The 19,185-nt window shown below is 64.4% G+C and carries 14 protein-coding genes; 7 read left to right on the top strand and 7 right to left on the bottom strand.

The window, feature by feature from the left end; translation table 11 throughout:
• Positions 1-1,058, bottom strand: a 1,058-nt coding sequence (murA, locus tag V7P99_RS12070; protein WP_333795073.1) for a UDP-N-acetylglucosamine 1-carboxyvinyltransferase, incomplete at its 3' end; no start/stop codon positions are given.
• Between the two features lie 129 nt (positions 1,059-1,187).
• Positions 1,188-1,370, bottom strand: a complete 183-nt coding sequence (locus tag V7P99_RS12065) for a hypothetical protein (RefSeq protein WP_333795072.1) — start codon at positions 1,368-1,370, stop codon at positions 1,188-1,190.
• A 228-nt stretch (positions 1,371-1,598) separates the two neighbouring features.
• Between V7P99_RS12065 and bcsS the strand changes: the two genes are divergently transcribed.
• From bcsS to V7P99_RS12045, 4 genes are all read left to right on the top strand, one after another.
• Positions 1,599-2,429: a cellulose biosynthesis protein BcsS gene (gene bcsS, locus V7P99_RS12060; protein ID WP_333795071.1), complete on the top strand. Its 831-nt coding sequence runs from the start codon at positions 1,599-1,601 to the stop codon at positions 2,427-2,429.
• 357 nt (positions 2,430-2,786) lie between these two features.
• Positions 2,787-3,458 (top strand): TetR/AcrR family transcriptional regulator, encoded by a 672-nt coding sequence (locus tag V7P99_RS12055; RefSeq protein WP_333795070.1) that lies wholly within the window; start codon positions 2,787-2,789, stop codon positions 3,456-3,458.
• A complete protein-coding gene (locus V7P99_RS12050) occupies positions 3,455-4,708 on the top strand; it encodes an efflux RND transporter periplasmic adaptor subunit (RefSeq protein ID WP_333795069.1) in 1,254 nt (417 codons plus the stop codon). The genes V7P99_RS12055 and V7P99_RS12050 overlap by 4 nt, the downstream gene beginning before the upstream one ends.
• On the top strand, positions 4,705-7,809 hold the full coding sequence (locus tag V7P99_RS12045; RefSeq protein WP_333795068.1) for an efflux RND transporter permease subunit: 3,105 nt from the start codon (positions 4,705-4,707) through the stop codon (positions 7,807-7,809). Before V7P99_RS12050 ends, V7P99_RS12045 begins: the two co-directional genes overlap by 4 nt.
• Positions 7,810-7,867: 58 nt before the next feature.
• On the opposite strand, the gene V7P99_RS12040 is transcribed toward V7P99_RS12045, so the two are convergent.
• The 3 genes from V7P99_RS12040 to V7P99_RS12030 are packed head-to-tail and all read right to left on the bottom strand — an operon-like array spanning position 7,868 to position 10,840.
• Entirely contained in the window at positions 7,868-8,968 is a 1,101-nt protein-coding gene (locus V7P99_RS12040) for an HlyD family secretion protein (protein WP_333795067.1), read from the bottom strand.
• A complete protein-coding gene (locus V7P99_RS12035) occupies positions 8,961-9,713 on the bottom strand; it encodes an ABC transporter ATP-binding protein (RefSeq protein WP_333795066.1) in 753 nt (250 codons plus the stop codon). The genes V7P99_RS12040 and V7P99_RS12035 overlap by 8 nt, the downstream gene beginning before the upstream one ends.
• On the bottom strand, positions 9,710-10,840 hold the full coding sequence (locus V7P99_RS12030; RefSeq protein ID WP_333795065.1) for an ABC transporter permease: 1,131 nt from the start codon (positions 10,838-10,840) through the stop codon (positions 9,710-9,712). Before V7P99_RS12030 ends, V7P99_RS12035 begins: the two co-directional genes overlap by 4 nt.
• A gap of 393 nt (positions 10,841-11,233) precedes the next feature.
• Here V7P99_RS12030 and V7P99_RS12025 point away from each other — a divergent pair, with 393 nt between their 5' ends.
• On the top strand, positions 11,234-11,749 hold the full coding sequence (locus V7P99_RS12025; RefSeq protein ID WP_333795064.1) for a DUF2147 domain-containing protein: 516 nt from the start codon (positions 11,234-11,236) through the stop codon (positions 11,747-11,749).
• A gap of 94 nt (positions 11,750-11,843) precedes the next feature.
• On the opposite strand, the gene V7P99_RS12020 is transcribed toward V7P99_RS12025, so the two are convergent.
• Positions 11,844-12,722 carry an alpha/beta hydrolase gene (locus V7P99_RS12020; protein WP_333795063.1) on the bottom strand — a complete coding sequence of 293 codons (879 nt, stop codon included), beginning with the start codon at positions 12,720-12,722 and terminating at the stop codon, positions 11,844-11,846.
• Positions 12,723-13,699: 977 nt separating this feature from the next.
• On the opposite strand from V7P99_RS12020, the gene V7P99_RS12015 reads away from it, so the two are divergent.
• The gene (locus V7P99_RS12015) at positions 13,700-15,508 is read left to right on the top strand and encodes a hypothetical protein (RefSeq protein ID WP_333795062.1); all 1,809 of its coding nucleotides are present in this window, start codon (positions 13,700-13,702) and stop codon (positions 15,506-15,508) included.
• Between the two features lie 192 nt (positions 15,509-15,700).
• Entirely contained in the window at positions 15,701-17,371 is a 1,671-nt protein-coding gene (locus V7P99_RS12010) for a lysine--tRNA ligase (protein ID WP_333795061.1), read from the top strand.
• Positions 17,372-17,460: 89 nt separating this feature from the next.
• Here the strand turns inward: V7P99_RS12010 and V7P99_RS12005 are convergent, their stop codons facing one another.
• Positions 17,461-19,074: a DUF262 domain-containing protein gene (locus V7P99_RS12005; RefSeq protein ID WP_333795060.1), complete on the bottom strand. Its 1,614-nt coding sequence runs from the start codon at positions 19,072-19,074 to the stop codon at positions 17,461-17,463.
• Positions 19,075-19,185 lie beyond the last annotated feature (111 nt).

Here is a 19,185-nt window from a genome sequence, read left to right as displayed (position 1 = left end):
CCGAGCCGCGCCAGCTCCTGCACGTGCATGAAGCGGTTCTCGAAGATCGTCTCGCGGATGACGCTCGTGCCGTGCGCGCGCGTCATGAGCGCCATGAGTTGCGCCTGGAGGTCGGTCGGGAAGCCTGGGAACGGCTGCGTCTCCACATCCACCGGCATGAGGCCGTTGCCGTTGCGCACGATCCGGATGCCGGTCTCCGTATCCGTCACCTCGGCCCCCGCCAGTGCCAGGGTTTCCAGCGCAGTCTTGAGAAGGTCCCGGCGCGTGCCTTCGAGCACGACGTCGCCGCCGGTTGCCGCGGCCGCAAAGGCGAAAGTGCCGGTCTCGATCCGGTCGGGCAGCACCGCGTGCACGGCGCCCTCGAGGCGAGGCTTGCCCTGGATGCGTAGCGTCGAGGACCCGATGCCTTCAATGATGGCGCCCATTTTGACGAGGCACGCCGCCACGTCGCCCACCTCGGGCTCGCGCGCAGCGTTCTCGATCAGCGTTTCACCCTTTGCCAGCGCGGCCGCAAGCAGCGCATTGTGCGTCGCGCCGACTGAGACTTTCGGAAAAATGATGTGTCCGCCGGTCAGCCCTTTCGGCGCCCGCGCGATGACGTAGCCGCCGTCGATGTCGATCTCCGCGCCGAGATCGCGCAAGGCTGAGAGATGCAGGTCCACGGGGCGCGTGCCGATGGCGCATCCGCCGGGCAGCGAAACCTTGGCCTCGCCCATGCGTGCCACCAGAGGGCCCAGCACCCAGAAGCTCGCCCGCATGCGCGAAACAAGCTCATAAGGCGCCGTCGTATCCGAGATGTCGCGCGCCGTAAGGTGGAACGTCTCTCCGATGTGCGGTGCCCCTCCCGCACGCTTGCCGTCGACAGCGAGATCGACGCCATGGTTGCGCAGGATGCGAGCCAGCAGGTTCACGTCGGCGAGGTTCGGCACGTTCTTGAGCGTCAGCCGATCTTCGGTGAGCAGCGAAGCGATCATGAGGGGAAGCGCGGCGTTCTTCGCTCCCGAGATCCGGATCGAGCCATTGAGGCGCTCGCCGCCAACGATCCTGATGCGATCCATGATCAAAGCCTTTGCATAGATGGGGATTGGGAGCGGGAATGGAGCGTGGGCGCGGAGAACGTCCCCCGGACGTCTTGCTGAGCTGATGATTAACTGCTGATGGCCCCCGAGGGCAAACTGAAGTTCCCGCTAGTCACGACGACAGCGCTCCGAGCCGCGGTCGTCGTCCGGGCCGCTCGTCGTGTCGCCTGCGGCCGGAGTCTTGGCCCGCGCCTTTTTTGCCCGTACGAGTGCCTTTCGCCGCGCAAGGTTCTCCCGCAGCGCCTTTGCGAGCCGGTCTTCCTTCGTTGGTGGCCTTGGCTTGGTCGTCATGGGGCATGGCCTCAGATGCATGCTGTGGTTGGTATCAACATTGGTGATTGCAACTACAAATTGCAATAAACGCAAAAGACCTCTCTAATAGTTAGCGTAAAGATAATCATCATTGACAGTATTAAGGTTACCGCTTTGTCTAACGGCACTCGGCAGGCGCTTTTTTGAGTGTGCGTCATGGCGGCGGTGTGGCGTTGGGTACGGGTGGCGAATGTCCGATGGTCTGCCGTGCAGGCCGTACTGGCGGCGGCCTCGTTCATCTCGACCGCTGCTCCGGCCTTTGCCGATGACCTGCAGGAGCCGATCGGAGAAGTATGGTCGGGCGCGGATATATCCCGCAACGTCTGGCTCGCCTACTCCGGCATCACCCTCTCCCCGTGGAGCAGCATCTACGACGACGGCTTTCGCTTCCGCGCCGCGGGCAGCTATGGCGTCTACAGGTATGCCTACACCCATTACGATACGCGACGCGACGCCTTCCTGCATCGCCGGCGCGATGCTGAGACCTACGCGAGCGATCTGCTGCTCGGCTATGTGAAGCGGCTTGGGGAGCTCACCGCAAAGGTATTTGCCGGCGTCTCGGTCATCGGTCACCGCACAGAGCTGCCTAACGAGGTGGTCGGGATGGGGGACGAGGTCGGCGTCAAGGGAGCCATCGAGCTATGGCTGAACATTGGCGATCGGGGTTGGGGCTCGCTCGATATGTGGTGGGCTTCGGCCTACGCCACCCGCTCCGCACGGGCCCGGTTGGGGTATCGCGTCTGGCCGAACCTCTCGTTTGGCGTGGAGGCCGGCCTCAATGTCGACAGAGAGGCAGAGTGCCGCGTGAAGGAGGACAGAAAAGGACGCTGCGGCCATGTCGTCGTTGCGGATAATGGCGCGTTTGAGCGTGATTTCGACGGCGCCGACCTCCTCGACTACGCACGCGCCGGAGCCTTTGCCCGCTACGAATGGGGCTGGAACGAGCTGTCGGTCTCGGGCGGCGTGCTGCGTGACACGTTCTCCGGCGAGGAGGGCCTCGCACCCTATATGACCGTCAACTGGCTCGTGCAGTTCTGAGCCGCATCCCGTAGTCGCCGTCTCTCTCACCGCGGCCCGTCACGCGTCGACAGTTCTAAGCTCCTGCAAATCATGGACGAATTGACCGGGCGCCTTGGACACTCTGGGCGGCGCGCCGTGCTCGATCCCGATCCTTTATGTAGGTCTTTACTTCACCATTTTTTCGGAACAAAGAAAACGAACGTTCGTTTTGTGGCACTAAGCCTGATCGTTCGAGATGTGGGGCTTTGCCTCCCATTCAGAGTGTGACTGAACCTCTCGAATGAACACTTGAAGCGCGCCCGCACTCTAGACCCGGCCACCAAAGGGTGAACGCGCTTTGAGACGCCGCCGCGTATCCATCCGGCCGAGATCGTCATGCCGAAACTCAGACCCGAGACCCAGAAAGCGCGTCGCGAGCGCATCCTCGACGCGGCCGAGCTTTGCTTTGCACGCGCCGGTTTCCATCGCTGCACGATGCAGGACATTTGCCGTGAGGCCGGTATCAGCCCCGGCGCACTTTATGTCTATTTCGCATCGAAAGAGGATTTGATTGCGGGCATAGCGGAGCGCAACCGTGCCAAGCTGGCGGCGCAGCTTGCGGAGCTGACACACGCGCCCGATCTCTTGTCCGCCCTCGCCAAGCTCGGGGAGCACTATGCCGTGGAGGAGCCGCAGCACAAGCGCGTGCTCGGGCTCGAGATCGGCGGGGAGGCGACGCGCAATCCGACGGTCGCGGCCACGTTCCATTCGGTCGATGCCTATTGCCGGCAGAGCTTCGAGCAGGTATTCGAGCGCGCCCGCGAAGATGGCAAAATCCGGCCCGAGGACGATCCGCGCACTCTCGCCGAGGTCGTGGCGCTGATCGGCGACGGCCTCTTCTGGCGCCGTGCCGTGGATCCTGAGTTCGATGCGCACAGGGTTCTGCCCGTGCTCGTCCGCATGGTGCGGACGCTTCTCAACCCCGTAGAGATGGTGCCCGACGAGGCCCCACCGCCACCGTCAGGCGTCAAGGCCGCTAATCCGGAAAAGTCCGAGGCTCGATCATGAGTAAGCGTACGCTCGTCGTGCTTCTGGGCCTCGTCGGGCTCGCGGCCGCGGCCTATCAGTCGGGTATCGCCGATCATTATCTGGCGGCACTTGCGGTAACCGAGCAAAGCGAAGCGAAAGCAGATGTCACAGAGCCGCCTCCGCCAGCCGTCACCGTCGTCGAGGCGGCCCCAGCGGATTTCGTTGAGACGGTGCTCGTCACGGGATCCTTCGTGCCGCGCGAGGAGATCCTGGTTGCGCCCGAGGTCGATGGCCTGCGCGTGCTCGAGCTCAAGGCCGAGGAGGGCGATCACGTCAAGAAGGGCCAGGTTCTCGCTGTTCTCATGGCCGAGCAGATCGATGCGCAGCTTGCCGCCAACGAAGCCGCTCTCGGAAGTTCCAAGGCATCTATTGAGCGCGCGCGAAGTCTGATCCTCGAGATGGAGGCGCGGCTGGCGGAGGCGAAGGCCCAGCTCGATCGCGCGCGCCCACTGGTGGAATCGAAGTATCTGGCCGAAAGCGTGTTCGACCAGCGCCAGCTCGCGTTCAAGGCAGCAGGCGCCCAGCTCGAGTCGGCCAAAGGAACCCTAGCTCAGGCCGAGGCTGACAAGGGGCAGATCGAGGCCCAGCGGCGCGAGCTTCTCTGGCGCCGCGGCCGTGCCGAGGTGCGCGCTCCCGCCGATGGCATCGTCGGAAAGCGAGCGGGCCGTATCGGCGGCATCGCCACCGCCAGCACGCTGACCGGCGGCGACACCATGTTCCGCATCATCGAGAACGGCGAAATCGAGCTTGATGCCGAGGTTTCCGAAACGCACCTCTGGAAGATCAAGGAAGGCCAGACGGCACGTGTCTCTGCGCCGCGCGGCATAGAGGTTGCCGGAACGGTCCGCCTCGTCTCGCCCGAGATCGACAAGACGACCCGCCTGGGCCGCGTCCGTATCTTTCTCGGCGGGCACCCCGATCTCAAGGTCGGCGCTTTCGGCCGCGGAACGATCGAGACCGGCCACGGCCGCTTCATCGCGGTGCCCCTTTCGGCGGTGCTCTACGCATCCGACGGCGCGAGCGTGCAGGTGGTGAACGGCGGCAAGGTCGCAACCCGCTCCGTCAAGACGGGTCTCGAGATGAGCGGCCTCGTGGCCGTGGAGAGCGGTCTTGAAGAGGGCGATCTCGTTGTCGCCAAGGCCGGAACCTTCCTGCGCGACGGCGACGCCGTGCGCGCCGTGAAGCCGAGCCCGGCGGAGAGCGGCAAGCTCAGCGAGGCCGCGCGATGAACGTGAACGTATCGGCCTGGTCGATCCGCCATCCGGTCCCGCCGCTCGTCCTCTTCCTGGTGCTGATGGTGCTCGGCGTGATGAGCTTCGCCGCGCTTCCCGTGACGCGCTTTCCGAACATCGACGTGCCGGTGGTGCAGGCGCGGATCTACCAGTCCGGCGCCGCGCCCTCCGAGCTCGAGACGCAGGTTACGAAGCGCGTCGAGGACGCGATCGCCGGCATCAACGGCGTCAAGCACGTCACCTCGGCCATCACCGAAGGCTCCTCCGTCACCACCGTCGAGTTCCGTCTCGAGGTCGATCCGGACCGGGCCTTGAACGATGTGAAGGACGCGGTGCAGCGCATTCGCACCGATCTGCCGCGCACCATCGAGGAGCCCGTCGTCACCAGAATCGAGATCGAGGGCTTGCCGGTCGTCACCTATTCGGCCCGCGCGCCAGCCATGACGCCGGAGGAATTGTCCTGGTTCGTCGACGATACGCTGGTGCGCCTGCTCCAGGGCGTCAAAGGTGTGTCGGAGGTGCGCCGCATGGGCGGCGTCACGCGTGAGATCCGCGTCAATCTCGATCCCGACCGCCTGCTCGCTTACGGCGCCACCGCCGGCGAGGTGAACCGGCAGGTGCGTGCTTCCAACGTCAACCTGGCGGGCGGGCGCGGTGAGATCGCAGGGCGCGAGCAAGCCATTCGCACGCTCGCCAGCAAGGAGACGGTGAGCGCGCTCGCCGAGACGATGATCGCGCTCCCCGGCGGACGCAAGGTCCGCCTCGACCATCTCGGATCCGTCACCGACGAGGTGGAGGAGCCGCGCACCTTCGCCAAGCTCGGCGGCCAAGGCATCGTCGCCTTCGCGATCTCGCGCGCCAAGGGCGAGAGCGACACCGAGGTCGCCTCCGGTGTCGCGAAGAAAATCGAGGAGATCCGAAAGCTCTATCCCGACGTCACGCTCGAGCGCATCGACAACACGGTCGACTACACGATGGGCGCCTACGAGGCGACCATGAAGACACTGATCGAAGGCGCGGTGCTCGCCGTCGTCGTCGTGTTCCTGTTCCTCCGCGATTGGCGCGCCACCTTGATTGCCGCCATCGCGCTGCCGCTGTCGATCATTCCCGCCTTCTGGGCCATGTCGGCGATGGATTTCTCGCTCAACCTCGTGAGCCTTCTCGCCATCACCATCGTGACCGGAATTCTCGTCGACGACGCCATCGTCGAGATCGAGAACATCGTCCGGCACATCCAGATGGGGAAGTCGCCTTATCGTGCGGCGCTCGCGGGCGCCGACGAGATCGGCCTCGCCGTCATCGCCATCACGACAACCATCATCGCCGTCTTTACACCCGTCTCGTTCATGGGCGGCATCGCCGGGCAGTACTTCAAGCAGTTCGGCCTCGTCGTAGCGGCGGCGGTGTTCTTCTCGCTCTTGGTCGCGCGTCTCATCACGCCCCTGCTCGCCGCCTATTTCATGCGCGGCCACGGGCACGGCCGCAAGGAAGGCCGGCTGATGCGTCTCTACACGCGTCTCGTCACCTGGTCGGTGCGCCATCACTTCGCCACCGTCGGCCTCGGTCTCTTGATCTTTTCCGGCTCCATCGGAAGCTTCTATCTCTTGCCGTCCGGCTTTCTCCCGCAGGAGGATACCGGGCGCATGCTGCTCGGCGTCGAGTTGCCGCCAGGCTCACGGCTGGCCGATACCGAAGCCGCAAGCGACGAGGTTGCCCGCCGCCTCAAGCAGCGCCCGGACGTGCAGAGCGTGTTCACACTCGGCGGAACGCTGCTCGGCGGCAGTGAGGAGGTACGCAAGGCGACGCTGATCGTGATGCTGACGCCGCGCGGCGAGCGATCGCTCTCTCAGAGCCGCATCCGGCAAGAGGTCGGCCACAGCCTCGCCGACATTCCGGACATCCGCTACTTCTTCCTCCAGGATGATGGCCAGCGCGAGCTTCAACTCGTCGTCACGGGGCGTGACGGGGAAGCGGTCACCCGTGCGGCAGCCGATCTGACCAGTGAAGCCAAGCGCCTGCCGATGCTGCAGAACGTCGTCTCCACGGCCGAGCTCGATCGGCCGGAGCTGCGCGTCTATCCCCGCTCGGAGATCGCGGCCGAGCTCGGCATCACCACTGAAACCATTTCCGAGGCGGTACGCATCGCCACCATCGGCGACATCGGCGCCAATCTCGCCAAGTTCGACGTCGGCGAACGCCAGGTTCCAATCCGCGTCCAGCTCGAGACCGGTGCCCGCGCCAGTCGCCAGCTTCTCGAGGAGCTGAAGGTGACCTCGACCTCGGGTACTGCAGTTCCGCTCTCCGCCGTCGCCACGTTCGACTATGGCCAGGGGCCGACCGCGATCGATCGCTACGATCGCACGCGGCGCATCGTGCTCGGAGCTGATCTCGCGCCCGGCACGCCCCTCGGCGATGCCATCGGCGGCATCATGGCGCTTCCTGCTGCACGAGACCTTCCGCCGGGCGTCGAGATCAAGCAGTTCGGCGCGGCCGAGATCATGGGCGAGGTGTTCGAGAGCTTCGAGCAAGCCATGGCGGCGGGGCTCATGATGGTCTACGCCGTGCTCGTGCTGCTGTTTGCGAGCTTCCTGCAGCCGATCACGATCCTTTTCTCCTTGCCGCTGTCCATCGGCGGCGCCATCACCGCTCTGGCGCTGACCGGCAATGCCATCAGCCTGCCGGTGGTCATCGGCATCCTGATGCTGATGGGCATCGTCACTAAGAACGCGATCATGCTGGTGGATTTCGCAGTCGAGGAGATGCGCGCCGGCATCCCGCGGGCCGAGGCAATCATCGATGCCGGCCGCAAGCGCGCCCGCCCCATCGTGATGACCACCATCGCCATGGCGGGCGGCATGCTGCCGTCGGCTTTGGCCTTCGGTTCAGGCGGCGAGTTCCGCGCTCCGATGGCCATCGCGGTTATCGGAGGCCTCATCTCATCGACGGTTCTGAGCCTCGTCTTCGTGCCCGCCGTCTTCATGGTGATGGATGATATCGGACGCTGGGCATGGCGCCTCTTCGGCCCCTTTATCGGCAAGGCCGATGAGCCGCCCGCCTCAAGCGCGCCGCAACACGGCACGCCCACGCCAGCGGAGTGAGGCCGAGCCGGCGTGCCGAGGCCCCCGCGGCGTATCGCGGTTGAAGCGTGTGCCGCGCCTACTTGCGCGCCGGCGTGTTGTTGGCGGCCGCGGCCTCATGGCGGAAGAAGGCGTCGACACGCATGCCGGTCATGAGCGGCGGATTGCCGTCGAGCGCGATCAGCACCTCGAGCACTTCCACATCGTTGGGCCGGCGCGGGCCGCGGGAGATGATGCGCGGCGAGCCGAGTGCCGGCGCGACCTGCGTGACGACGCCCTCGAAGTCCTTGTCCGGGAACGCGTCGGCGCGCACGACGACACGCTGGCCGACGCGAACCTTAGTGACATCGCGCTCCTCCACCTCGGCCCGCACCCGCAGGCTCGAGATGTCGCCGAAGAGAAGCAGAGGCGCATCGGCTGACGGTGCGGCCATTTCGCCGACCTTGGCCCACATGTTCAGGACAGAGCCGTCGGCCGGCGCGCGCACGCGCGTCTTCTCGATCGCGTTCTCCACCTGCTCCACGTCGGTACGCGCAACCCATAGCGCCGATTCCATGCGCGTCGGATGCGGAAGGTCCGGCTTGGCGAGAATGGTGTCGAGTTTGGCCTGATCGTCGGCCACTTTTTTCTCCGCCTCGGCGAGCTTCTCGCGTGCCGCGTTCACGGCATCGGCGTCGCCATTCTCGAGCCTGAAGCGGCGGTAGGCCTCGTCGAATTCTTCCTGGGCGCTGAAGCGCGCCCGCTCCGATGTATTGAGCGCATCTTCCGCCTCGCGACGCTCGAGGGCGACACCCGTAGCCGGCTCCTCGTCCCGCTCGAGGATGCGAACCTCGGCTTCCGAGCGCGCGGCCGCGAGCTTGGCCGTGAGATCCGAGCTGTCGAGCTCGACGAGCGGATCGCCGGCCACGACGTGATCGCCGGTCTTGGCGATGACGGAGACGATGCGTCCGGGCGCTTCCGAAGAGATGCGCACCTCGCCGTCCTTCGGCTCGACGCGGCCGGTTGCCGACGCGGCCCAGACGGGGCGTGGGCGCATGTCCTGCGCGTGGGCTGTCTGAACGGCCTGAGCCGAGCCGCTGAACCGCGGCGCGATTTGGTTCAAGGTCACGCTGGTCACGATCGCCGCCACGGCGGCCGCCACAACGGCGGTCGCCGTCGGGTCGAGCTTCAGGTTAGCCATTCGCTTTTCGCCTCTTGGTAAGGTCTGCGATCTCCGGCGCATCGAGGCCCTTCGGGCGGCGCTCCTCGCCTACGATCAATCCGTCTTCAATCCGCACCACCCGGTCCGCGTAGCCGAGCGTGCGGGGATCATGGGTTACGGCCAGAACGCTGCGGTTCTGCTCCTTGGCGATGCGTGCCAGCAGCGCCATGACCGCGTGTCCGTTCTCGCCGTCGAGGGCCGCTGTCGGCTCGTCCGCCAGGACTACGGACGGGGAGGCGGCGATGGCGCGCGCCACCGCGACGCGCTGCTGCTCTCCGCCCGAAAGGTTCGACGGGTAGTTCTTCAGGCGGTTGCCGAGGCCCACATCGCGCAGGACTTCTTCCGCCCGCTGCGCCGCCTGATAGCCCTTGCGTCCGATCACGTCGAGCGCGATGCGCACGTTCTCGAGCGCCGAGAGCGTCGGGAACAGGTTGTAAGACTGGAAGATGAATCCGATGTGCTTGCGGCGGATCTCGGCAAGCTCCTCGGGGCTCTTGCCGGTCGTCTCTTCGCCTTCGACGCGCACCGTGCCGGAGGTTGGCGTCAGGATGCAGCCGAGAATGGAGAGCAGCGTGGTCTTTCCGCTGCCTGACGGCCCCATGAGGAGGGTCAGCTCGCCCTTGACGAGCGCGAGGTTCACGCCCTTGAGGGCAATCACCTTGCCGGCGCCCTTGCCGAGCTCCTTGACCACATTTTCTGCCTCGAGAACGGGCTTCTGGGTCATCTGCTGAACACCGTGGCTGGATCGATACGAGTGACCTTGATGATCGCCGAGATGGCGGAGACCGCCGACATGAAGAGCGTGAGCCCAAGCAGGGCCAACGCGAGGCCTGGCGTCATGACGAGCGGCAGCGGCGTGTTGCGGCTGATGTAGAGGATGCCGAGCGAGATCAGGATGCCGAGCACGTAGCCGATGACAGCGCTCAAGCCCGCCTGCGCGAGAATGACCTTGTAGATATAGCCCGACGACGAGCCGAGCGCGCGCAGGGTTGCGAATTCGTTCAGGTGGTCTTTGGTGCTCGAGTAGAGCGTTTGCGCCACGATCACGGTTCCGACCAGGATGCCGAGCAGCGCGCCGCCGATGAGGGCAAGGCCGGCGCCGGTGCGGAACAGCCATTGGCGCAGGCTGCGATCCTCGAACTCGTCCTTAGTCAGCACCTCCGCGCCGTCGAGCCGGTTCAGCAACTCGCGGCGGACGGTCTCGACATCCGCGCCCGGCTCGAGTTGCACGAGGTAGAACGTCGCCTTGTCGCTTTCGGCGCCGAGCAGGCTGCGTGCGCGAGAGAGCGTCGTGAACACATACGGAGACTGGGTGAAGGAGCGGATGCGGTGCGTCAGTGCTTTCACCTTCACGCGGCCCATGGCGATCTGTGCCGTATCGCCGATGCCGTTGATGCCGAGCTCGCGGAAGTACGTATCGTCGGCGGAGATGGCATCCGGCGACTTGATGTCCTGCCACGTGCCCTCGACCAGCGACCAAGGCTCGAGCGCGCCGTCCTCCGCATCAGTGCCGACGAGCACCACGCGCGTGGAACCGCCTTCAGGTTTTCGCCATTCGGCGAAGGCGACGACGAGCGGGATCACCGCCTTGACGCCGGGAGTGGCGAGGGCTTGGTGGCGCTCGCGCGTCGACAGCAGGATGCCGCCTTCCTCGAAACTCTTGGCTCCATAGGCCGTGATCCAGATGTCGCTGTTGGAGCGCTCGATCATCGAGGTGATCATGCGGCTCGAGCCGAGATACATGCCGAGCTGGATCGCGACGAGCACGATCGAGAACAGGATGCCGACCAGCGTCACGGCGAGCCGGATGCGGTCGTGAAAGAGATTGCGGAACGCGAGAGTGAGTATCATCTCGAATACACTATTACCGGGCTCGGCGCCTCGGGGCAGGGCCAGGAGCCAAGCCTTGGCGCATCATTCTAATAGGCGCCGCCCGAGGAGCTGGTTTGCCGCGCGCCTCGCGCGCTTTATCTAAGCTCGTGGTCTCAGCGGGCAGGTATATAGGCTTTTGATCCCGCCCACACTACCCTTGCGGTGGGAATGCTTTCAAACAGATCGCTCTGGCAGAAAGATGGTAAGTCGTTACCGAACCCTTGCTAGACAATAGGTCTTGACTAATAAGGGTTCACTTTCGTGTTTTCGCCTCTTTTGATTGCAGATTTAGCCCCGTGCGACGAAGCGACACCATTTCGACGCACCGGGGTCTTTCCTGAAAAAAGCAGCTTTCTAGCCAGCAGGTTCCTCATGATCGAGAGAGTTACCGCCTTGGCGGCCTCTGCCGCAAAACTGGTTCCGGTCCTTGCCTTGAGCGCCGCGGCCTTCGCCTCGGAAGCCCACGCGTCCCGGCCGGAGCTCGGCCTCTGGTACGATGACAGCGGGCAGGGCGCCGTTGAGATCTATATTTGCGCTGAGAACGCCAGCAGGCTTTGCGGCCGCATCGTCTGGCTCCAGGAGCCGCTCAACGCCGAAGGCGTTCCGAAGCATGATCGCTACAACCCTGATCCGGGGAACCAGGGCCGCCCGATCTGTGGCCTGCCGATGATCTGGGGACTGGCGCTGAAATCGGACGGTACGTTCGACGATGGCAAGATCTACGATCCGAAGACGGGCAAGACTTACGACGTGGCCCTCAAGCTCGCCCAGGAAGACCAGCTCACCGTTACCGGCTATCTCGGCATGAAGCTTCTTGGAAAGTCCTTCACCTGGACACGTGCGCCGGACGATCTTCCTCGCTGCGAAGGGGCGCCTCCGCCGGCCTGAGATCGCGGGGTATACTCCACAAATGAAAAGGCCGGGCTTCAGAGCCCGGCCTTTCTAATTTTCATGGGGCTGCATGGCGCGCCGCCACGCTTATCTACTCGGCAACGCCTTTGCCCTGGATCAGGCGCGACACGGCTGCCTTCTCCTCGATCTTCTGGGTGAGACGCCGCACGAAGTCGACCGTCCGGTCGACGACGAGCACCCGCTGACGATCCAGCGTCACCATGTGGTAGCTATCCTCGAGCACCGTCATCTCGACCATGCCGCCGAGCTTGCGCTGCAGCTTGAACGCGTTCGAAATGTCGCTCTGGTCGTCTTCGCGCGGATGGAAGATCGCTGCTTGTTGCCGGATCTCGGAGAGGCGGCGCTTGACGTCGCGCGCCAGCGACTTGAACTCCCAAACGAGGCCGCCGCCGCGTCCGAAGAGATCCTCGAGCGGGCGTCCCTCGCTCCTGAAGCTGTCGATCACGAAATTGCGGATGCGCTCGTCCTTGATGCCGTAAGGCGCGCGCTGGCGTAGCCGCAGCAGCGAGGCGAACCACTTGTGATAGATGAGCGCAAAAAGATTGAAGTGAAGCGGGATGGCCCATCCGTTCGGCCAGATGGTGGGGGCAAACAGAAGAAGGCCGTCGACCTGCTCGCCGCGTTCGCGTGCGAGGCGCAGCGCCAGCATGGCTCCAGCGGAAAGGCCGCCGACGATGATGACGTCGCAATGGGCCTTGAGCTCGTCATGCGCCTCCTCAAGGGCGGCGTACCAGTCCTTCCAGCTCGAAAGCCCCATGGCGTCCGTGCTGCCGCCGAGGCCAGGAATAAGGGGGCAATAGACAGTGTAGCCCTGACGCGCAAGGCCTTGAGCGACAAACCTTAACTCGACCGGGTTCCCGCCCAGGCTGTGCACCAACAGCACGCCGATTTTGCCTCCCGGAATAACCACGCTCCCGCGGAAGGCATTGATTTTTTCTTTCTTGTTCATGCAGTTAGGATAACTCGCTGTTACCAACTTGTAAGTGACTAAAGCCGATCGCCGCTGAATTGCCAAGTTCGGAATTGGCATTTCCGATTGTTGGTTTCAGGACGTCGCTCCTCCATTCAATCCCCAGTCACTGATCTTTCGCCGCGTCTTGAATGGCGATCCGGTCTCATGGCGCCGCCACGGACCCTTAGCCCATTCAAACGAAAACAATTCCCTAACCGGCCGATGCGCCGCGCTCGAAGGGCTGCGCCCCGGTCCGAATAATCCGGTCGGCCCTGCCTATGGCGGGCGGCTCAGCGCGGACTTACCTGCAACTCTCCCAGACGCTTGCCTATGGGGCTATCGGTCGCAAGGCGAATAGGATCATATCCAGGCAGGGCTTGTTCAATGACCTTTGCCTAAAATCTCACGTTGTCGCCGGCACGAGGCCGTCACCGCGCACGCCGACCGGGCCGTACTCCGCGCAGTGTGCGGCGGAAGTGTGACACGTACATTGTTTGCATATTGCGGTGCGACAAGGCTTTCGCCTCATGGAAACGTATAATGCCGTGAAAATATTGTGTTTCTCTTTGCAGGGAGCGGGGATTAATAACCGCATTCCTGCGGATCGGCAGATTGACGCACATATGGAATATCCGGCGTGATCGTCATGCAGCCCGCTAGTCCGAAGAGACACTGCCCCAACTCAAGCGAACCGAGCCATCTGGGCTGTTCCGCTGAGTGTCTGAAATGTCACTGGTATTTCCGGTTCCGAACTTGGCATGCCGTCTGGCTCGGCTTCGCAGGGAGTTTGGAAGTCCAGGGATATTGGATTTAGGGGTGTCGTAGCGTGCGGCAGATCCAGAAATTCGCTCGCGACATTGCGGCTCGATAGGGCGAATTCGCAATCAGCACATAGTTACGTTCCGCATTGCGCGTATGGTAAACTTTCCGACACCGTCCCACGCCGTCACGCTCGCCGTATGGAGTTGTCATCTTTGCCATTTCTACGCTCCGCGGTCACCGCAGCCGTCGTCCTGGCAATGCTGGCCGATGCCGCCGTCCATCCCGCGCTCTCGGCGCCGCCAATGACACGGGCGGATTATGAAGCCTGCCAGTCGGCGGACGAGCCTGGCTTCCGAAGCTCCATCGAGGGCCTCACCTTCCGGATGCTCGAAGCAAGCGTGCGAACATTCGATTATCGCGCCAGCGTCGAGCGTCAATGGCGGCGCGCTGGCATGGACGACTTGCTTGCCAAGCGCGTCGATCTTGCCGTCGAGGAGGTGCGCAGCGAGACGAGCTGGGCCGGGCTCGCCCAATCGCTCGTCAGTTCGGAAAAGGCACAGGAGATCTCCGCGGCGGTTGCCGAGCGCGTCTATACGTCCGACGTGATGAAGACCGCGGTCGAAGGGCTCGCAACAGAGGTCGGCAAGGAGGTCGGCAAGACGCTCGAGCTTGCGAGCCAGGATGCGATGGGCCCGTCTCTCGAATGCCTGCGCGCATTCCTGGGCGGGCGATACGGTACGACGGTTGCCAACGCCGTGAGCGGCGATGTCGAGCACGATTTCGGCGTGCAGACGCAAGCGGGGCAGGCGACGGTTTCGTCCGGCGCGGTGCTTCAGCAATCGAGTACCGGCATTGCCGGCGCCGCTATGATCCTGATGCGCCGTCAGCTCGCCAACATCGCGGCGCGCGTCGGCCAGCGGTTGGCGGGCAGCGTGCTCGCTCGCCTCGTGTCGGTCGCCGCCGGTGGCGTAGGCCTGGTGCTGGTGGCCAAGGACATCTGGGAGCTCAGGAACGGCGTGCTGCCTATCATCTCCGACGAGATGAAGTCGGATGCTACCAAAAGCCTCGTGAAGGACGAGCTCGCCCGCACCATCGCCGAGCAGATGAACGCGCATCTCGCCGAGATCGCAGCCAAGGCGGCCGACCGTGTGCTCGAGATCTGGCGCACCTTTCGCAACGCGCACCAGAAGGCTCTCGACATCGCCGAGCGTGATGATGGCTTCCGGCGCTTCCTCGATACGGTGAGGCCGGATCAGCTCGCGCGTCTCGATGAGGTGGTGGCGTTGGCACTGGCCAAGGAAGGCGAGCCTGGCGTGCTGCGCCGCCTTGGCGACGGCTCGCTGAACGAGGCCGTGCGGTTTCTCCCCGAGCCCGCGATGACGATCGCGCGCGACACCCGCTCCATCGATGCCGCGCTCGGCTGGTCGTCCCTCGCCGGCGAGCAGCTATCGAAGGTGCTGGAGCACGAGATCTATCGGCGTGCCGAGCCTGAGGGCTTCACGCGCGCGACATTGTCAGCTCTTCTGGCGCTGGACGATCACGCGGCGATCTCCCGCCTGTCGGCGCTCTCTCCCGATGCCCGGAACCGGCTTTTCAGCCTCGGCGCGGAGGATCTCAAGCGTCTCGCGCGGGCCTTTTCCGAAACGGAGCTCGAGTCGCTCGCGCGCTATCTCGACGGGCTGGAGCCGGAACCACGGGCACGCGTGCTCGAAGCCGTCGCGGCGAAGCCCGGAAAGATGCAGAGCCTCGGTGCGCCGCGCGTGCGTGCGGCTGTTCTCGCCAGCCGCGATCAGGCGCGCGCCGTGGACATGATGCTTCGTGACGGCAGCGGAAGCCCTGAGGCCATCCTCGACGACATCAGGGCGGCATGGGATGGGCGCATCTCGCCCATCCTCATCTGGGAGAAGCATCCGCTGGTGGTCATCGGCGGCGGCGCGGCGGTGCTGATCCTGCTCCTCATGCTACGGCGCCTGGTCCGTCCGCGTCGCCCTCCCGCCGGACCGGCCACCACCGCGGCGTGACGACCGGGGAGGGGTCGATTGACGCTCGCGGCCGCGGCTCATAGGTTGCGGGCGCGGGGCGAATGCTTCTCTCCCAGGAAGCCCGCTGATCTTCGCCCCGACCACCAAGCCAAAGAGTGCTTCCGGAAGCGGGAACCGATTTCCGGCAAGAAGCACGATCGAACAAAAACTTAGAAATATTGAAAGCCGCCAATGACCGACCCTGTCTTCGATCCCGCTTTGTCAGCCGCACTCGGCGAGGCGAAGGCGTGGCCGTTTGAAGAGGCGCGCCGGCTCATCGCCCGTCTCGGCAAGATCGAGGACGGTGCCGCCAAGACGGTGCTGTTCGAAACCGGTTACGGTCCGTCCGGCTTGCCTCACATCGGCACTTTCGGCGAGGTGGCCCGCACCAGCATGGTCCGCCATGCGTTCGAGGTGCTGACCGAGGGGCGCCGCAAGACGCGCCTCATCTGCTTCTCCGATGACATGGACGGCCTGCGCAAAGTGCCGGACAACGTGCCGAACAAGGACATGCTGCTCCAGCATCTCGACGAGCCGCTGACGCGCGTCCCCGATCCGTTCGGCAAGTTCGAGAGCTTCGCCCATCACAACAACGCGATGCTGCGCGATTTCCTCGATCGCTTCGGGTTCGAATACGAGTTCTATTCGGCCACCGAATGCTACGCCTCCGGCGCGTTCGATGCGACGCTCCTCCGGATGCTCGAGGTCTACGACAAGGTCATGGAGATCATCCTGCCGACGCTCGGGCCTGAGCGCCGCGCCACCTACTCGCCCTTCCTGCCGATCTCATCGCGCACCGGGCGCGTGCTCCAGGTGCCGATGATCGAGCGCAATCCGAAGGCCGGCACCGTCGTCTACGTCGATCCCGAGACAGACGAGAAGGTCGAGACTCCGGTCACGGGCGGCCGCGTCAAATGCCAGTGGAAGGCCGATTGGGCCATGCGCTGGACGGCGCTCGGCATCGACTATGAGATGGCCGGCAAGGATCTCATCGACTCGGTTACGCTCTCGTCGAAGATCTGCCGGGCGCTCGGCGGCACGCCGCCCGAGGGCTTCAATTACGAGCTGTTCCTCGACGAGCGCGGCGAGAAGATCTCGAAGTCGAAAGGCAACGGGCTCACCATCGAGGAATGGCTTACGTACGCCTCGCCCGAAAGCCTGTCTCTCTTCATGTTCCAGAAGCCGAAGACGGCGAAGCGGCTCTATTTCGACGTCATTCCGCGCGCCGTCGACGAGTATCTGCAGTTGCTTGCCGCCTATCCGCGCCAGGAGGGCAGGGCACGGCTCGACAATGCCGTCTGGCACCTTCACGGCGGCACGCCGCCCCAGGGCGAGCTGCCGATCACTTTTGCGCTGCTCTTGAACCTCGTCGCAGCCTCGAACGCCGCCGATAAGTCCGTGCTCTGGGGCTTCATCCGCCGCCATTTCCCCGGCGCGAGCCCCGAGGCGCATCCGCTGCTCGATGAACTCGCGGGCTATGCCGTGCGCTACTACACGGATTTCGTTAGGCCGAAGAAGCGCCATCGTCCAGCCGACGACGTCGAGCGCGCGGCGCTCGAAGCGCTCTCCGAGGCCCTGGCCAAGGCGCCCGCGGATGCTAGCGCCGAAGACCTGCAGACCATTCTCTATGACGTGGGCCGTGCCGTGCCGCGCTATCAGGATTTCGCCGCCAAGGGCGCGACGCCGGAGAAGCCTGGTGTCTCGAACGCCTGGTTCAACAGCATCTATGAGATCCTGCTGGGTGAGAGCAAAGGCCCGCGCTTCGGCTCGTTCATCGCACTCTATGGCATCGCGGAAACGCGTTCGCTGATTGATGCGGCGCTGAAGGGCGATCTCGTCGCCGCGGACGCCGCCGTCTCCTAGAGCCGTTCCGGTTTTCTTCGTGCTTCTTTCCGGAAAACCGGTTTCCACTTTTCCGGAAGCACTCTAGCGCCGCGATCGGATGACGCGTCTCAGAGCTTGATGCCCCAGTCCGTGAATAGGACGCGGATCAGCTCCTCGGTGCGGCCGAAGATCTCGGCCGGCGTCCACGTCTCGTAATCCGCAAGCTGCCGCGAGAGCAGGAACTCTGAGCGCGCGAGAATGGCGCGCTTTCGCGTCCAGTCCTGCTGGTCGGCCGTCTGGTTGTGCTCCGGCGAGAGGAAGGTCAGGTTGCCGAGCCGGTGCGCGTGCTGCTTCACCGCGCGATGCGATGGGAAATGCGTGCGCCAGCCGCTTCGTGGTGCAAACGCGCGCGGCAGAAGATGCTCGATTGTGAGCCGGTCTCGCGAGACGGGGCCCGGATCCTCACCCATCGCGATGCTGATTCGCCTCAGCACGCGCGCACAGAAATGCTTGGCGTCGAAGGAAGGGCTGCGCAAGTTCGCCAGCGCCTTCTCGCGCATCTCGGCCGTTACCTCGAGCTCGCCCATGCCGCTCACCGGCTTGCCCCGCTCGATCTCGCCGAGAAGCTGTATGATGCGGGTGTGCTGCTTCGTTGGATCGAAGCCGGCGATGCGCATCATCCAGACCAGGCGCTCCAGACGCATAAAGAACATCTGCGTCTCGCGCGGATCGCGCTTCCGCTGCAGCCAGACGAGGCTGGCCGGGACCCACAATTGCGTGTCGATCCATGACAGCCGCTCGACAAACTTGCCGACGCCGAAGGGATTTTCGGTCGTCCGCCGCAGTGCTGCGAGGCGCTCGGCAGCGGGTTTGAGCTCGCCGGCCAGAAACGACTTGCCGGCGCCCGGCTGGTTGAGCTTATACGTCTCGGCGATCTCGATCTCGATCGGCTTGTTGCTCTGGCGGCGGCTCTTGAGAGTTCGCAGGTGCCCGAGCAGCGCGTGCAGGTCGCCGCCTCCGAGGAGCGCTTCGCACGTCTCCCATATGCCCTGGCATTCGGCGCGATCGCCCGCAGGCACGATGGAGAGCAGGCTGAACTTGGCGCGGTCCGACTTCGTGAAGTCGAGGCGCGTCTCCTCCTCCGTGCGTAGGAACGCCCACGCCATCTCCTCGTCCTCGACCGAGGAGACGATCACGCAGCATTGCTCGGCGAGATAATCGATGAGGCGATGCCGGACGTCGGGCGTGTATTCGATGCCCGTCAGCTCCGCGCGCAGATAGTTCCGGTTTTCAATTAGATTGCGCTCGGTTTCAGACAGGATGTCGAAATCCCCCTCGGGATCGAGAGCCGTCGCCCCGGGGCCTTGCACGTAACGCTCGCAGGCATCCGCGACAGCCTCCTGTGGGCAGAGCCGAAGATGGCGGCCGCGCACGAAGCTATGCAGGCGCTCCTGCTGCACCGGATTGCTTTCGAGGTCCCGCAGCACGGCGAAGAGCAGTGTGAGCGTCATCATGCGCTGGTGCCCGTCGACGAGCGCGGCCTGCGGCTGTCCGGGTTTTTTTCCGAGCATCAGCCGGCCAAGGAAATAGCCGCGGCCGCCGTCGCTCGCGCGCATGGCGCTCGTAATATCCGACAGGAGCCGGCCGACCTGCTCCGTCTGCCACGCATAAGCCCGCTGGAAGTACGGAAGGTGGAAATGGAAATCGTCGGAGAAGAGATCCTTGAGAGGTAATACGCTCACTGAAACAAGCTCGTGCACGCCGACGTCCCGTCCTTCCGTCCGATGGAGCACGGCATCCCTCTCCCAAGGCCTCGTGCTTTGGGCGCCCTGAATATATCCGCTGGATTTTCA

The sequence above is a fragment of the Hyphomicrobium sp. genome (assembly GCF_036780825.1).
GTDB lineage: Bacteria > Pseudomonadota > Alphaproteobacteria > Rhizobiales > Hyphomicrobiaceae > Hyphomicrobium_C.
The sequence above is the reverse complement of the archived record's forward strand: the minus strand, read 5'-3'. Positions and strand labels throughout refer to the sequence as shown.

What these genes read in the sequence shown, in the direction of transcription:
- V7P99_RS12045 (WP_333795068.1), top strand. Translation starts at nt 4,705, where the DNA reads ATGAACGTGAACGTATCGGCCTGGTCGATCCGCCATCCGGTCCCGCCG.
- V7P99_RS12010 (WP_333795061.1), top strand. Translation starts at nt 15,701, where the DNA reads ATGACCGACCCTGTCTTCGATCCCGCTTTGTCAGCCGCACTCGGCGAG.
- V7P99_RS12025 (WP_333795064.1), top strand. Translation starts at nt 11,234, where the DNA reads ATGATCGAGAGAGTTACCGCCTTGGCGGCCTCTGCCGCAAAACTGGTT.
- V7P99_RS12040 (WP_333795067.1), bottom strand. Translation starts at nt 8,968, where the DNA reads ATGGCTAACCTGAAGCTCGACCCGACGGCGACCGCCGTTGTGGCGGCC.
- V7P99_RS12030 (WP_333795065.1), bottom strand. Translation starts at nt 10,840, where the DNA reads ATGATACTCACTCTCGCGTTCCGCAATCTCTTTCACGACCGCATCCGG.
- V7P99_RS12020 (WP_333795063.1), bottom strand. Translation starts at nt 12,722, where the DNA reads ATGAACAAGAAAGAAAAAATCAATGCCTTCCGCGGGAGCGTGGTTATT.
- V7P99_RS12065 (WP_333795072.1), bottom strand. Translation starts at nt 1,370, where the DNA reads ATGACGACCAAGCCAAGGCCACCAACGAAGGAAGACCGGCTCGCAAAG.
- V7P99_RS12035 (WP_333795066.1), bottom strand. Translation starts at nt 9,713, where the DNA reads ATGACCCAGAAGCCCGTTCTCGAGGCAGAAAATGTGGTCAAGGAGCTC.
- V7P99_RS12055 (WP_333795070.1), top strand. Translation starts at nt 2,787, where the DNA reads ATGCCGAAACTCAGACCCGAGACCCAGAAAGCGCGTCGCGAGCGCATC.
- V7P99_RS12050 (WP_333795069.1), top strand. Translation starts at nt 3,455, where the DNA reads ATGAGTAAGCGTACGCTCGTCGTGCTTCTGGGCCTCGTCGGGCTCGCG.